Source organism: Pseudomonas sp. DC3200b2, assembly GCF_049895785.1.
Lineage (GTDB): Bacteria > Pseudomonadota > Gammaproteobacteria > Pseudomonadales > Pseudomonadaceae > Aquipseudomonas > Aquipseudomonas massiliensis.
This window is the reverse complement of sequence record NZ_JAFCTA010000004.1, coordinates 235524-249993: the sequence shown is the minus strand read 5'-3', so window position 1 is coordinate 249993 and position 14470 is coordinate 235524. Positions and strand designations below refer to the sequence as shown.

The 14470-nt window shown below is 63.1% G+C and carries 16 protein-coding genes and 1 pseudogene; 10 read left to right on the top strand and 7 right to left on the bottom strand.

Annotated features, from left to right (window positions below):
- Positions 1 to 68 precede the first annotated feature (68 nt).
- Positions 69 to 815, bottom strand: coding sequence for a LytR/AlgR family response regulator transcription factor (locus ACP691_RS13825; protein ID WP_040260267.1), 747 nt, complete (start codon positions 813 to 815; stop codon positions 69 to 71).
- 436 nt (positions 816 to 1251) lie between these two features.
- On the opposite strand from ACP691_RS13825, the gene argH reads away from it, so the two are divergent.
- From argH to ACP691_RS13805, 4 genes are all read left to right on the top strand, one after another.
- Complete coding sequence (gene argH, locus ACP691_RS13820; RefSeq protein WP_426150707.1) at positions 1252 to 2664, top strand: argininosuccinate lyase; 1413 nt, start codon at positions 1252 to 1254, stop codon at positions 2662 to 2664.
- Positions 2657 to 2935: a hypothetical protein gene (locus tag ACP691_RS13815; RefSeq protein ID WP_426150709.1), complete on the top strand. Its 279-nt coding sequence runs from the start codon at positions 2657 to 2659 to the stop codon at positions 2933 to 2935. Before argH ends, ACP691_RS13815 begins: the two co-directional genes overlap by 8 nt.
- Before the next feature lie 74 nt (positions 2936 to 3009).
- The gene (locus ACP691_RS13810) at positions 3010 to 3255 is read left to right on the top strand and encodes a TIGR02647 family protein (RefSeq protein WP_040260269.1); all 246 of its coding nucleotides are present in this window, start codon (positions 3010 to 3012) and stop codon (positions 3253 to 3255) included.
- 71 nt (positions 3256 to 3326) lie between these two features.
- Complete coding sequence (locus ACP691_RS13805) at positions 3327 to 6161, top strand: class I adenylate cyclase (RefSeq protein ID WP_426150711.1); 2835 nt, start codon at positions 3327 to 3329, stop codon at positions 6159 to 6161.
- On the opposite strand, the gene ACP691_RS13800 is transcribed toward ACP691_RS13805, so the two are convergent.
- Together ACP691_RS13800 and cyaY are read right to left on the bottom strand one after the other, a co-directional pair.
- Positions 6158 to 6370: a DUF1289 domain-containing protein gene (locus ACP691_RS13800; RefSeq protein WP_426150713.1), complete on the bottom strand. Its 213-nt coding sequence runs from the start codon at positions 6368 to 6370 to the stop codon at positions 6158 to 6160. The two genes, ACP691_RS13805 and ACP691_RS13800, sit on opposite strands and share 4 nt — an antisense overlap.
- Complete coding sequence (cyaY, locus tag ACP691_RS13795) at positions 6370 to 6702, bottom strand: iron donor protein CyaY (RefSeq protein ID WP_040260273.1); 333 nt, start codon at positions 6700 to 6702, stop codon at positions 6370 to 6372. The genes ACP691_RS13800 and cyaY overlap by 1 nt, the downstream gene beginning before the upstream one ends.
- Before the next feature lie 177 nt (positions 6703 to 6879).
- Here cyaY and lptM point away from each other — a divergent pair.
- From lptM to ACP691_RS13765, 6 genes and pseudogenes are all read left to right on the top strand, one after another.
- Positions 6880 to 7014: pseudogene (lptM, locus tag ACP691_RS13790) on the top strand (LPS translocon maturation chaperone LptM); the annotation flags it as partial.
- 11 nt (positions 7015 to 7025) lie between these two features.
- Entirely contained in the window at positions 7026 to 8273 is a 1248-nt protein-coding gene (gene lysA, locus ACP691_RS13785) for a diaminopimelate decarboxylase (protein ID WP_426150716.1), read from the top strand.
- A gap of 5 nt (positions 8274 to 8278) precedes the next feature.
- On the top strand, positions 8279 to 9109 hold the full coding sequence (gene dapF, locus ACP691_RS13780; RefSeq protein ID WP_426150718.1) for a diaminopimelate epimerase: 831 nt from the start codon (positions 8279 to 8281) through the stop codon (positions 9107 to 9109).
- Between the two features lie 17 nt (positions 9110 to 9126).
- Positions 9127 to 9846 (top strand): DUF484 family protein, encoded by a 720-nt coding sequence (locus ACP691_RS13775; protein WP_426150720.1) that lies wholly within the window; start codon positions 9127 to 9129, stop codon positions 9844 to 9846.
- Between the two features lie 2 nt (positions 9847 to 9848).
- Positions 9849 to 10751, top strand: a complete 903-nt coding sequence (xerC, locus tag ACP691_RS13770; protein ID WP_426150722.1) for a tyrosine recombinase XerC — start codon at positions 9849 to 9851, stop codon at positions 10749 to 10751.
- Positions 10748 to 11449, top strand: coding sequence for an HAD family hydrolase (locus ACP691_RS13765; protein ID WP_426150724.1), 702 nt, complete (start codon positions 10748 to 10750; stop codon positions 11447 to 11449). Before xerC ends, ACP691_RS13765 begins: the two co-directional genes overlap by 4 nt.
- Before the next feature lie 55 nt (positions 11450 to 11504).
- Here the strand turns inward: ACP691_RS13765 and sutA are convergent, their stop codons facing one another.
- The 4 genes from sutA to glnK form a co-directional block, all read right to left on the bottom strand.
- Positions 11505 to 11831: a transcriptional regulator SutA gene (gene sutA, locus ACP691_RS13760; RefSeq protein ID WP_040260281.1), complete on the bottom strand. Its 327-nt coding sequence runs from the start codon at positions 11829 to 11831 to the stop codon at positions 11505 to 11507.
- An 89-nt stretch (positions 11832 to 11920) separates the two neighbouring features.
- Positions 11921 to 12343 carry a secondary thiamine-phosphate synthase enzyme YjbQ gene (locus ACP691_RS13755; protein WP_426150726.1) on the bottom strand — a complete coding sequence of 141 codons (423 nt, stop codon included), beginning with the start codon at positions 12341 to 12343 and terminating at the stop codon, positions 11921 to 11923.
- Positions 12344 to 12583: 240 nt separating this feature from the next.
- Positions 12584 to 13918, bottom strand: a complete 1335-nt coding sequence (locus tag ACP691_RS13750; protein ID WP_426150728.1) for an ammonium transporter — start codon at positions 13916 to 13918, stop codon at positions 12584 to 12586.
- A 36-nt stretch (positions 13919 to 13954) separates the two neighbouring features.
- Entirely contained in the window at positions 13955 to 14293 is a 339-nt protein-coding gene (gene glnK, locus ACP691_RS13745; RefSeq protein WP_002555808.1) for a P-II family nitrogen regulator, read from the bottom strand.
- Between the last annotated feature and the right edge of the window lie 177 nt (positions 14294 to 14470).

The following is a 14470-nucleotide window of genomic DNA, read 5'->3' as shown; positions in this document are numbered from 1 at the left end:
ACCAGCTCAGCCTGAGCTCCGGCCCACAGGGTACGCTATCGACCAGATAGGCAAGGACCAGACTGCGCCTACAGTTGCTGCATTTCCTTGCGCACGCCGGCGACATGTCGACGGCTTACCGTCAGGGCATCTCCACTGAGCCCTTTCACGTACAGCTGGAAATGGCCCAGCGGTGTGCGCTGCAAGCGCTCCATTCGCTCACGGGCCACCAGCGCATTGCGATGGATGCGAACGAAGCGGTCGCCGAACTCATCCTCCAGCGCCTTGAGCGGTTCGTCCAGCAGGACCTCGCCGTTCTCGTGGCGCAGGGTCACGTATTTATGGTCGGCGATGAAGTAGATCACCTGCTCCAGGGGAATCAGCTCGATGCCTTTGCGGGTACGCGCGCTGATATGGGTGCGGGGCCCGGCCCCATTGCTCGCCGCCGGCCGGGTCAAGGCGGCCAGGGTCGCCCGGTTGGGCCGTTCGGCTCGCTTGAGGGCGTCGGAAAGCTTGTCGGAACTTACGGGCTTGAGCAGGAAGCGCCCAAGATTGTTTTCCACGGCGGTGGAGGCAAATTCCCCCTGGCCTGTACAAAAGACCACGGCTGGCGGCGCATCGCGCTCGCATAGCCGGGCGGCTACCTGCAAGCCATCGAGCCCGGGCAGGCGCATGTCCAGCAGCACCACGTCGGGCTTGAGGCTGTCGATCAGCGTCAGGGCTTCCTCGCCGCTACCGGCACCGGGCTCCAGGACGCTATACCCCTCGAGGTCGCTGACCATTCGGCTCAGTTTCTCGCGGGCCATGGGTTCGTCATCAACGATCAGGACATTCATAGAGTGCCGGATTCCTGCGTAAGTCTCGCGGATAAATAGCGTAGACAGGTGAACTGACGGCCGTAGCGGCGTACCTCGCTGAGACTGGTGGCCGTATGGAAAAGTGCCCTAGACCACAGCGATCTGTCGCCTGGGCCTCTGCCTTCGGGCAATTCGGCCGAGTGACCACATACTGCCGTACAATGATTGAGGCGCAATTGGACTCTCCCTTCGGTCACTTGCCTGGCTGGCCCAGGGCTGGACCACCGCGCACAGCCCTTGCCGCGCTAGCGGCTTCCCTTTCAACTGTAGACGCTCACAGGCGGCACATTGCTCAATCGGCGTCGCGCCCGCCCATGGCCGGGCGCCCTTCATATCCAGGCCGCCAGCCCTGCCGGGCAGGTGCAACCCTGTTATGATGGACGCCATTTTTCCGTTCGAACCCAACGAGCCAGTCATGAGCACCGACAAGACCAACCAGTCCTGGGGCGGCCGCTTCAGCGAACCCGTCGACGCCTTCGTCGCCCGCTTCACCGCCTCGGTCACCTTCGACCGTCGCCTGTACCGTCACGACATCATGGGGTCTATCGCCCACGCCACCATGCTGGCTCAGGTGGGAGTGCTGACCACGGCCGAGCGTGACGCCATCATCCAGGGGCTGGAGGCCATCCAGGGCGAGATCGAGGCCGGTGACTTCGACTGGCGCGTGGACCTGGAAGACGTGCACATGAACATCGAGGCTCGACTTACCGACCGCATCGGTGTCACCGGCAAGAAGCTGCACACCGGGCGTAGCCGCAACGACCAGGTAGCCACGGACATCCGCCTGTGGCTGCGTGACGAGATCGATACCATCCTGGGCGAGATCACCCGTTTGCAGAAGGGGTTGCTGGAGGTGGCCGAGCGCGAAGCCGGCACTATCATGCCGGGCTTCACTCATCTGCAAACCGCGCAGCCGGTGACCTTCGGGCATCACCTTCTGGCCTGGTTCGAAATGCTCAGCCGTGATCATGAACGCCTGGTGGACTGCCGCAAGCGCACTAACCGCATGCCGTTGGGCAGCGCCGCGCTGGCGGGCACCACCTACCCCATCGACCGGGAAATCACTTGTCGGCTGCTGGGATTCGAAGCCGTGGGCGGCAACTCCCTGGACGGCGTATCGGATCGGGACTTCGCCATCGAGTTCTGCGCCGCCGCCAGCCTGGCCATGATGCACCTGTCCCGCTTCTCCGAGGAACTGGTGCTCTGGACCAGCGCCCAGTTCCAGTTCATCGACCTGCCGGATCGCTTCTGCACGGGCAGCTCCATCATGCCACAGAAGAAAAACCCGGACGTGCCCGAGCTGGTCAGGGGCAAGAGCGGCCGCGTGTTCGGTGCCCTTACTGGCCTGCTGACCTTGATGAAAGGGCAGCCCTTGGCGTACAACAAGGACAACCAGGAAGACAAGGAACCTCTGTTCGACGCGGCCGATACCTTGCGCGACTCGCTACGGGCCTTTGCCGACATGATCCCGGCCATCAAGCCGCGCCATGAGGTGATGCGCGAAGCGGCCCTGCGCGGTTTTTCCACTGCCACGGACCTGGCTGATTACCTGGTACGCCGTGGGCTGCCTTTCCGTGACTGCCATGAAATCGTTGGCCACGCGGTGAAACATGGGGTGGAGACCGGCAAGGACCTGGCCGAGATGAGCCTGGATGAACTGCGTCGCTTCAGCGACCAGATCGACGCCGACGTATTCGAGGTGTTGACCCTCGAAGGCTCGGTCAACGCCCGGGATCATATTGGCGGTACCGCCCCGGCTCAGGTCCGGGCCGCGGTCATTCGGGGCCAGGCACTCCTGGCCCAACGCCGGGGAGCGGATCATGAGTGAAGACCTGGACGACGAAGCGTTCGCCGAAGCTACTCTGACCGACGCGATCCGCAATCAGCTGGAAAGCGGAGAACCCCCCGCGGCTCAGGCAACTTTTAACAAGTTGAAACTGGTGGGATACGAAGAAGGCGATATTCTCAAGCTCATGGCCCACGTGCTGGCGATCGAAATCGACAACATGCTCAGGGCCGACCGCCCCTTCGACGGTGCCTGGTACGAACAGGCGCTTCGTGCCTTGCCCTCGCTTCCGGGTGAAGACGAAGACGCCTGAAGCCCAGCCTCGAAGTGGATTCAAGGCGCTGCCTGGCAGCGGCGCCTATCCCATAACAACAGCGAGGCCGCCCCATGACCTACACGCCGGAACTGATCGCCGAACTCGAACTGCTTATGTTGTTCAACCTGGCCAACACCCAGGAAGGTCTCAAGGTGCACCACACCGCGACCGCCTCGGCAATTGCCGCGGCCCGGCGGCTGCATGAAAAGGAACTGGTCACCCAGCCCGATGGTGGCTACCTCACCAGCCTTGGCCTGGAGGCGGCCGAGCACGCCCAAGGCCTGGCGACCATTCTGGGCGCGACCGAAAACGCCTGATGGCCTAAAGCTTCCATGCTTGCGGCCGATACTCCGGATACCCGCCTATCGGCCTGGCAGGCCTTCCTGAAATGAATCGCAGCCCTGAAATCCGTCCGGATCTGGACACTGGCATCGATCGCAAGGTGCTGACTCAATTGCGCCAGCGCTTCCTGACGGTCAATCAGGGCCGCCTCGAGCGAGCGAGCGAAGGGTTCGCCGCTCGACAGCAGGCCGTATTACGGCTCTTGCCTCTGCTGTTCCACGTCAATCACCCGCTTTTGCCTGGCTATGTTTCCGGTTTCACGCCTGCCGGGGTGAGCGCTTACGAACCTGACGACGAGGTGCTGGCCGAAGCCCAGCGGTTGACGCGCTCGTTCACCTACAAGGCCCGCCGTGGCAATGCCCCGGCTCCGATCTTCGGCCTGTTCCTGATGGGCAGCCTTGGCAGCCTGGCCCAGGACGAGCGAAGCGACATGGACGTCTGGGTATGCCATGGTCCCGACCTGCCCGGCGAGGCGCTGGATGAGCTTCAACGCAAATGCCGGGGCATCGAGGCCTGGGCAGCCAGCCAGGGGGCCGAAGCGCATTTTTTCCTGATCGATTGCCAGCGGTTCGTTCGTGAAGACCGGGACAACCAGCTCAGCTCCGATGACAGCGGCACCACCCAGCACTACCTGCTGCTTGACGAATTCTACCGCTCCGCCATCTGGCTGGCCGGGCGCACCCCGCTCTGGTGGCTTGTGCCTGTGTATCAGGAGGCCAGTTATGTACCTTTTACCGAGGTATTGCTAAGCAAGCGCTTCATTCGTGAACAAGACGTCCTCGACCTGGGCAACCTTTCACGCATTCCAGCGAAGGAATACGTGGGCGCCAGCCTCTGGCAACTGTTCAAGGGCCTGGAATCCCCGTACAAGTCCCTGCTCAAGCTATTGCTGATCGAAGTCTATGCCGCCCAGCATCCGGCGGTAGAGTGCGTCAGCCTCCAACTCAAGCAAGCCATCTATGCGGGCCGTCTCGACCTGGACGAGCTGGACCCCTACATGATGGTGTACCGGCGCATCGAGGCCTACCTGCTGGGCAAAGGTGACCTGGACCGATTGGAACTGGTGCGCCGCAGCCTGTACCTCAAGGTCAACCGCAAGGTCAGCCAGGCCCGACCTGGCCGCCCCTCCAACTGGCGTCTGCAGGCCATGCAGCGCCTGGCCATTGAATGGGGCTGGAGCGAGCGGCAAGTGCGCCTGCTGGACAGCCGTAGCCAATGGAAGCTTGGCCAGGTAGCCAGCGAACGCCAGGCACTGGTGGGCGAGCTCAACGCGAGCTATCGCTTCATTACCCGTTTCGCCCGTACCCAACCCAGCGAAAGCCAGGGTAATCGCAAAGACCTCAATGTCCTCGGACGTCGCCTGTATGCCGCCTTTGATCGTCGCTGCGGCAAGATCGAAATCCTGAACCCTGGGATTGCCCCGAACCTGGCCGAAGACACCCTTACCCTGTTGCAAGGGCCCAATCGGCGCGAGCCTGGCAAGCGGCTGTGGTACCTGTACCGGGGCAACCACAGCAGCACCGAGTGCGAGCAATACACGCCTTTGCGCCGCGGCCCGGACCTGATCGAGCTGCTGACCTGGTGCCACCGCAATGGGGTCATCACCAGCGCCACCCGGCTGGCCCTCCATCCGGGCGACTCGGAGCTGACCGAATTCGAACTGTACAACCTGCTCGGCACCTTGCAGCGCCTGATGCCGCTACCGCTGCCGGTGGTCAGCGAGGCCGTGCTGTTACAGCCTAGCGTTCCCACCGAGATGCTTCTGCTGGTGAACGTAGGCGTCGACCCACTCAAGCATCACCGGGAATTGAACATCCTGATGACCACCGAGCGCACCGACTCGCTCAGCTACGCTGGCCTGCGCGACAACCTGGTGCTGACCCTGGACCAGATAACGCTCAACAGCTGGAACGAAGTGCTGTACCAACGCTACGACGGTCGACATGCCCTGCTCGACTGCCTGCGCGACCACCTGAATGCGTTGCCCGGCAACCGTCCAGGCCCCAGCTTGCGGGTAAGCTGCTTCTGCCACAACCGGGCCCAGGCTATCAGCACCCGTGTGCAGGAATTGTTCGACACCGCCGTCGAGTTGCTGGAACGCCGGCTCGGCCACCGTTACCTGATCCAGGTGGAGCAGCAATACCATGTGCTGGAACTGGTGCCGGGGCAGGTTCGGCACGTGCCCCTGCCCAACCTCTCGGTGTTGCTGGACTACCTGTCACGCCCGCTCAGGCAATACAGCCCCCTGCATCTGGACGCCTATGCCTTGGCAAGCCACGAACTGGCATTGATCCTGCCCTATGGGCATCCCGATTGCGTACAAGTGTTCTACAGCCGCCAGGGCAATGAGGCGACCTTGTATGTACTGGATGAATACAACGGGCTATGGCGTTACAAATTGCCCTACCATAACGAAGCGAGCCTGCTATCACCCTTGCATCGTTTCCTGCAATCAGTCGCTTACAGGCGCGAAGCCCGGTTGGCGATGGATGGCCCGCCCATGCTTGGCCCACTGTATTACCGAGTCAACAGCCAGCCAGGCCAGCCTCGCTCGGTGGAGCGTCGTACCCCGCCCCAGGGGGATCAGGACGTCCACTCCCTGGCGGTACAGGCCATCCTCAAGAAGCGGACAGAGGGCCCGCCGCAGGTGACGCTGTTTTGCAACGAGCGGGAATTCAGCGACCTGGAGTATGGCGACCGCCTGTATACCGAGGTGGCTAGGGCCATCGTCGGCCAGCGCCGGGACAGCACTGGCTATCGGTGCTATATCACCGACCTGGACCTTTCCGGCCTAGGCGGGGAGCAGAACCTCGCCAGCAGCGTTTACCTGCGCTACAAGGCCACGCTCGAGGAAGCCCTCAACGCAGCCCTGCGGGCCTAGCCGTGCTCGTGGGCCAGTCTGGCCCTGCGCTGTTCGGCCAGGCCGACGATTTCGCGACGCCGTTCATCGCTGGCCGCCCGCCATTCCCGGATGTGCTCCACGTGCCGGTGGCAGCCTTGGCAATAGCGGGCCTCGTCGAGCTTGCACAGGCTGACGCAGGGTGACTTCACGACGCTGCTGATATTGGTGTAAAGCGGTTTGGCAGCCATCAGATCTCTTCGAAATCCAGTTTTTCGCCTGTCTGTTCGAATACGATCCGCACCAGCATTTCGTTAAGCAGCTCGTCGGTGGAGTCGCACATCCACTTGCCGCTTTCCTCGTCGTAGTCGAAGTGGAATCCGCCCGAACGCGCCGCAAGCCAAAGCTGCCGCAACGGCGGCTGACGGCTGAAGATCAGTTGGGTGCCGTTGTCGAAGCGGATAGTCAGGATACCCGCGGAATTTTCCACATCCACATCCAGGCCGCTGTCTTCGAACAGGACATCCAGGGCCTGCTGGGTCTCGTCCACCAGATCGTGAAAACGCGCTTCGCTCAAACTCATCGGCAACCTCGAATATCGGACGGGCAAACAACGCGGCACGATACGAGCACAACCGGTGGAATGCAAAGACTATCCACTGCCAGGGACGCCCGCCCGGCGGGGTGGTCATTTCGTAGGCAATACCGCGCCTCGCCGGTATACTCGGGCGCAACTGACGGTTTATTCGAAGGATTTCCCATGAAGCGCCTGATCGCCTCATTCGCTGCGCTGGTCGCGGTAGCCTGCCTGCTGTCCGCCTGTGGCCAGAAAGGCCCACTCTATCTGCCCGATGACGGCAGGCATGACGGGCACAGCCAGTCGCACCAGCACGAATAAGGGTCGATATGAACGCTTTCAACTACCGCGACGGCCAGCTGTTCGCGGAAGAGGTCGCGTTGTCGGGCCTCGCCGAACGTTTCGGCACACCGCTGTATGTGTACTCCCGCGCCCACATCGAAGCGCAGTACCGGGCCTACGCCGATGCGTTGCAGGGCGTTGAGCACCTGGTGTGCTACGCCGTGAAGGCCAACTCCAACCTGGCCGTGCTCAATGTGCTCGCACGCCTGGGCGCGGGCTTCGACATCGTGTCCGGCGGCGAGCTCGAGCGTGTCCTGGCCGCCGGCGGCCGAGCCGACCGCATCGTCTTTTCTGGCGTGGGCAAGACCCGCGCGGACATGCGCCGGGCGCTCGAGGTAGGCGTGCACTGCTTCAATGTCGAGTCCACCGACGAGCTGGAGCGGCTGCAGGAAGTTGCCGCGCAGCTGGGCGTTCGCGCCCCGATCTCCTTGCGGGTGAACCCGGACGTGGATGCCGGCACCCACCCGTACATCTCCACCGGGCTCAAGGAAAACAAGTTCGGCATCGCCATCGAGCAGGCCGAGGATGTGTACATCCGCGCTGCCCAGTTGCCGAACCTGGAAGTGGTAGGCGTGGACTGCCATATCGGTTCCCAGCTCACCACCCTGGCTCCCTTCCTCGATGCGCTTGATCGCCTGCTGGCCCTGGTAGACCGCCTCGGCGAGTGCGGCATCTACCTTCGTCATATCGACCTGGGCGGCGGTGTGGGCGTGCGTTACCGAGATGAGCAGCCGCCGGAAGTAGCCGCCTACATCCAGGCCGTGCGCGAGCGTACCGTCGGGCGCGACCTGGCGCTTCTGTTCGAGCCTGGCCGCTTCATCGTGGCCAATGCCGGCGTGCTGGTTACTCGGGTCGAATATCTCAAGCACACCGAGCACAAGGACTTCGCCGTGGTCGACGCGGCCATGAACGACCTGATCCGGCCGGCCCTGTATCAGGCGTGGATGGACGTCGTCCCCGTGCAACCGCGCAATTCCACGCCGCGTAGCTACGACATCGTCGGGCCCATTTGCGAAACCGGCGACTTCCTCGCCAAATCCCGCGATCTGGCGCTGGCCGAGGGCGACCTCCTGGCGGTGTGTTCGGCGGGCGCCTATGGCTTCGTGATGAGTTCCAACTACAACACCCGCGGCCGCTGCGCCGAGGTGCTGGTGGACGGCGCCCAGGCGCACCAGGTACGTCGCCGCGAATCCGTGGCCGAACTCTACGCGGGCGAAAGCCTGCTACCGGAGTAACGGCCATGTTATTGCGCTTTACCAAGATGCATGGGCTGGGCAACGATTTCATGGTCATCGACCTGATCAGCCAGCATGCCCACATCACTCCCAAGCACGCCCGCCAGTGGGGCGACCGGCATACGGGCATCGGCTTTGACCAGCTCCTGCTGGTCGAGGCACCTACCAATCCGGACGTGGACTTCCGTTATCGGATCTTCAACGCCGATGGCTCGGAAGTGGAACAGTGCGGCAATGGCGCGCGCTGTTTCGCCCGCTTCGTGCTGGACAAGCGGCTTACGGCGAAGAAGAAGATTAGGGTCGAGGTCAAGAAAGGGATCATCGAACTCGACGTACGCAGTGACGGGCAGGTCAGGGTCGACATGGGTCCGCCCCGGCTGTCGCCCGCCGAGGTTCCGTTCCAGGCCGACCAGGACCGGCTTACCCATGTGCTGGAAGTGGATGCCCAGGCCTACGAGGTCGCCGCGCTTTCCATGGGCAACCCTCACGCCGTGATCCGGGTCGAGGACGTGGACGCCGCCCCGGTGCGCATTCTCGGCCCGCGTATCGAAAACCATCCACGCTTCCCCGAGCGAGTGAACGCAGGCTTTTTGCAGGTGATCGACCGCCAGCGTGGCAAGCTCAGGGTATGGGAACGCGGCGCCGGAGAAACCCAGGCCTGCGGTACTGGCGCTTGCGCCGCGGCCGTGGCGGCTATCGCCCAGGGTTGGATGGACTCGCCGCTGACCCTGGAGCTGCCTGGCGGACGATTGACCCTGGAATGGGATGGCCCTGGTCAGCCAGTGATGATGACCGGGCCGGCCGTGCGCGTATTCGAAGGCCAGGTCCGCTTGTAAACACTACAGGAGCCCCGATGAGCGACGAGCCGTTTCCAACCACCGCCCCGAAGGACACTCCGGGCGATGAGCTGACGACCGACGCGGTCGTGGCATTCCTGCGCCGCCAGCCGGATTTCTTCCTGGACCAGGAAGAACTGCTCGCCGGGCTGCGCATTCCCCATAAACGGGGGGACACGGTGTCCTTGGTGGAGCATCAGCTCAAGCTGCTGCGCGACCGTAACAGCGAACTGCGTCAGCGTCTGACGCACCTGATGGACGTGGCCAGGGACAACGACCGCCTGTTCGACAAAACCCGACGCCTGATGCTGGACCTGCTCGATGCTACCAGCCTCGAAGAGGTAGTGATGGCAGTGGATGACAGCCTGCGCCAGTCCTTCAAGGTGCCTTTCGTCAGCCTCATCCTGTTCACCGAAGCGCCCAGCACGGTCGGCCGATCGATGCCTCTGGAGGAGGCCCAGCAGGTACTCGGCGCCCTGTTGACCGAACCGCGCCCCGTCGCCGGCACGTTGCGCCCGGCGCAGCTGCAGTTCCTGTTCGGGCGGGAACATGAAAGCGTGGCCTCCTGCGTAGTCGCACCCCTGGCGTACCAGGGTGTCCACGGAGTTCTGGCTATCGGCAGCACCGACCCGGAGCAATACCGCAGCTCGGTCGGCACGCTGTTCCTGGCCCATGTCGCCGAAGTGTTGGGCCGTGTGCTGCCCAGGGTAACCGGCACCTTGCGTTCGGTGCGCTGATCATGCAGGCGCACCTGGGCCGCTTTCATGAGCACTTGCGCACGGAACGCCAAGCCTCCGCCCATACCCTGCAGGCTTATCGCAACGACCTGGCCAAGGTACTGGAATATTGCGAACAGGCCGGTGTCGCGCAGTGGTCGGCGCTTACCCCTGCCCTGGTGCGACGGCTGATCGCACGCCTGCACCAGCATGGGCAGGCGCCTAAAAGTTTGGCCAGGCTGCTCAGCGCGCTACGCGGCTTCTATGGCTGGCTGCTGCGCGAAGGCTTGTGCGAACACAATCCGGCCCTGGGCATCTCGGCGCCCAAGGATGCGCGCCGTCTCCCGAAAGTGCTGGACACGGACCGGGCCAAGCAACTTCTGGACGGCGCGGTGGAAGACGACTTCATTGGCCGCCGTGACCAAGCCATGCTCGAGCTGTTCTACTCTTCCGGGCTGCGCTTGTCGGAACTGGCCGGATTGGACCTGAGCGCGCTGGACCTGAACGAAGGACTGGTACGGGTGCAAGGCAAGCGGAACAAGACGCGCATCGTGCCCGTCGGCACGAAGGCTCGCGAGGCTGTGCGCCAATGGCTCGCCCATCGTGGCCTGGCCAGCCCCGCAGACAACGCCCTGTTCATCAGCAAGCGCGGTGAGCGTCTGGGGGCCCAGGCCATTCGCCTGCGGGTTCAGGCCGCGGGCCAGCGGGAACTTGGCCAGCCCCTGCACCCGCACATGTTGCGTCACTCATTCGCCAGTCACGTGCTGGAATCGTCCCAGGATCTGCGTGCCGTACAAGAGATGCTAGGCCACGCGGATATCTCCACCACCCAGATCTACACCCACCTGGATTTCCAGCACCTGGCCAAGGTGTACGATAGCGCTCATCCGCGCGCCAAGCGCAACAAGGACCCGGCACAGTCATGACCATCGAGTTGGTAACCTTCGATCTGGACGACACCCTGTGGCATACCGCGCCGGTCATCCAGAGCGCGGAGATCGTGTTGCGCGAGTGGCTGGCCGAGCATGCCGGCAGACTTGGCGCCTTCCCGCCGGAGCGCCTGCATGAGATCCGCCAGCGCCTGGTCACCGCCGACAGCAGCCTGGCCCACCGCATCAGCCATCTACGCCGCCAAGTATTGTTCACGGCCCTGCAGGAAGCGGGCTACGCGCCATCACAGGCCGAGACGCTGGCCCACGATGCCTTCGAAGCCTTTCTCCACGCCCGCCATCAGGTGACCTTTTTCCCCGACGCCGCCTCGACCCTCGAGACGCTCGCGCGGCGCTATACCCTTGGCGCGCTCACCAACGGCAACGCCGACGTGCGTCGGTTGGGCGTGGCAGATTATTTCAGCTTCGCCCTGTGCGCCGAAGATGTAGGGGTCGGCAAGCCGGACCCACGTACGTTCGAAGAAGCCCTCAGGCGCGGGCGCAGCCAGGCCAGCCGGGCCGTGCATGTGGGCGATAACCCGCGGGATGATATCGAAGGCGCCCAGCAGGCTGGGTTACGCGCCGTGTGGTACAACCCCCAGGGTTTGCCCTGGAACGGCAATGCGCGGCCGGATGGCGAGATCGCTACCCTGGGCGAACTGCCCGACCTGCTGGCTGGCTGGGCAGCGCCCTAGCGACCGCGCTGCCCGCCAGGCCCATGAAGGCCGTTGGCCTGGCGGGCGAGCCGGTTCAGATCGGCCGGCTGCCGTACTTGTTGTCCGGCTTGCGGGGTGGATCGGCCACGACATTGGCTTCCACCTCCTGAATCCTGCCGCCACGGGAAAGAAACTCTTCCATGGCCTTGGCCAGGGCATCACGTTCCTTCTGCTTGGCCTCGATGCTCGGCAGCTCATCCACGCTCACCGCGGCCTTCTTGCTCTTGCCCGCGGGGGCAGGGGTGTCGCCTACCTCGCTATCGTCTTCGGCAACGTCTTCGGCGCCTGCTTCGAGGGTTTCCTCGGTATCGTCCTCGTCACCCACTTCCAGGTCGTCTTGTTCCAGATCGTCGTCGCTCATCGTCCTACCTCATGTATTGCCGGAGCAGTTGTATAAAGCCCGGCGTGCCGCCTTAGGGCACAACCGGAAGAAATACCGAGGGCGCACCCCTACCCTTCGCCGCAGAGCGTGGCGATCACGCGCCTGGGGCCGCCGTGGTCACGGTGCTCGCCCAGATACACGCCCTGCCAGGTACCCAGTGCCAGGCGCCCGGCTCGTACCGGCAAGCTGAGCTCGCAGCCCAGCAGGCTGGCCTTGAAATGCGCCGGAAGGTCGTCTTCGCCCTCGTCGTTGTGTTCGTAACCGTGCGTGCCTTGCGGTACCAGGCGGTCGAAGAACCGCTCGAAATCCCGACGCACAGCGGGGTCTGCATTTTCATTCACTGTTAGTGAAGCGGAGGTATGTTGCAACCAGATGTGCAACAAGCCAACCTGGCATTTTGCCAAGCCTGGCACGCCCGCTACTATTTCCTCGGTTACCAGGTGAAAGCCCCGAGGCCGTGCCGCCAAGGTGATGGTCGTCTGCTGCCACATGGGGCATTCTCCACGGAGTCGGGCGCATTCTAGCGCGCTCGAAGAAAAAGCAAAGTCCTGTATCAGTGCCGGCTTTTCCTACAAAGAGGTTGAAGGGCCAAGGCTATCTGGAATGATGTCGCCAGCATTTTCCGGCCGCTTGAAGCAGTGACAAATCGTGAATAAAAAAATGCCCGGAAAACCGGGCATTTTTTCGCGAACGGAAGCGCAATCCGTTCAGCTTGCCTGCATGATCAGGCCTTACAGGTTGTAGCCGCGCTCGTTGTGCAGGGAAAGGTCCAGGCCTACGGCTTCTTCTTCTTCGGAGGCGCGCAGCCCCATGAGCAGATCCAGCACCTTGAGAATCACGAAGGTTGCAATGGCGGTGTAGATCACCGTGAAACCTACGCCTTTGGCCTGCACCCACAGCTGGGCGCCAATGTCTTCCACGGTTCCGAAACCGCCCATGGCAGGCGCGGCGAATATGCCGGTCAGCAGTGCGCCGATGATGCCGCCGACACCATGGACCCCGAACGCGTCCAGCGAATCGTCATAGCCAAGCTTGCGCTTGAGGGTAGTGGCGCTGAAGAAGCAGAGGACACCAGCGGCCAGGCCAATGATCAGCGCCCCCATGGGGCCGACGGTCCCGGCTGCGGGAGTGATGGCTACCAGACCGGCGACGACTCCGGAAGCAATGCCCAGGGCGCTTGGCTTGCCGTGGAAAATCCATTCGGCGAACATCCAGCCCAGCGCCGCGGCGCCGGTGGCGACCTGAGTCACAAGCATGGCCATGCCGGCGGTACCGTTGGCGGCCGCCGCGGAGCCCGCGTTGAAGCCGAACCAGCCTACCCACAGCATTGCCGCGCCTACCAAGGTGTAGCCCAGGTTATGCGGCGCCATTGGGGTGGTGGGGTAGCCTTTGCGCTTACCGAGCACCAGGCAGGTCACCAGGCCGGCGATACCCGCGTTGATGTGCACCACGGTACCACCGGCGAAATCCAGCACGCCCCAGTCCCACATCAGGCCACCGTTGCCACTCCATACCATGTGGGCGATCGGCGCGTAGACGAGGGTGAACCAGACGCCCATGAACACCAGCATCGCGGAGAACTTCATGCGCTCAGCGAAGGCCCCTACGATCAGGGCAGGAGTGATGATGGCGAAGGTCATCTGGAAGGTGATGAATACGGCTTCAGGGAACAAGGCCGTGGCGGAGGTCAGGCTGGCCGGGGTGACACCTGCCAGGAAGGCCTTGCCCATGCCGCCGACGAAGGAGTTGAGGTTAACGACACCCTGTTCCATACCGGTTGTGTCGAATGCCATGCTGTAGCCGTAGATGAACCAGAGCACGGTGATCAGCCCCGTGATCGCGAAACACTGCATCATCACCGACAGCACGTTCTTGGAGCGCACCATGCCTCCGTAGAACAGGGCCAGGCCCGGAATGGTCATGAACAGGACCAGCGCGGTGGAGGTAAGCATCCAGGCGGTATCGCCGGAGTTGAGCACAGGCGCCGCCGCCTCGTCAGCCAGGGCCAGGCCCGGCATTACGACAGACAACAGGGCGCCTAGCCCTGCGAATTGACGCAGAGTCATATTGTTTACTCCTGGGGCTTTTTTTAGGGGTTCGGCTTAGATCGCGTCGGTATCGGTTTCGCCGGTACGAATGCGGATCGCCTGTTCCAGATTGACGACGAAAATCTTGCCGTCACCGATCTTGCCGGTGTTGGCAGCCTTGGTGATGGCCTCGATCACGCGGTCCAGGTCCTTGTCGTCGATGGCGACGTCGATCTTCACCTTCGGCAGAAAATCCACCACGTATTCAGCGCCACGGTACAGCTCGGTGTGACCCTTCTGCCGACCGAAGCCTTTGACTTCAGTGACGGTAATGCCCTGCACGCCGATTTCCGACAGCGACTCGCGCACGTCGTCCAGCTTGAACGGCTTGATGATGGCAGTGACTAGCTTCATGAAACTCTCTCCCGAATTGGTGGACTTGCCCCAGGAAAACAAACCCAGCTCAAGTCTATGCGCAGTGTTCGGCTTTGTAACGCGTCGCCGGCCTGGCCCTGGCCGCGCCGCGAACACCGTTGCTGACGAACACCCCCTGCTCCGCCTGCGCACTGCGTTCGCCTGTCTGGTCGCCAT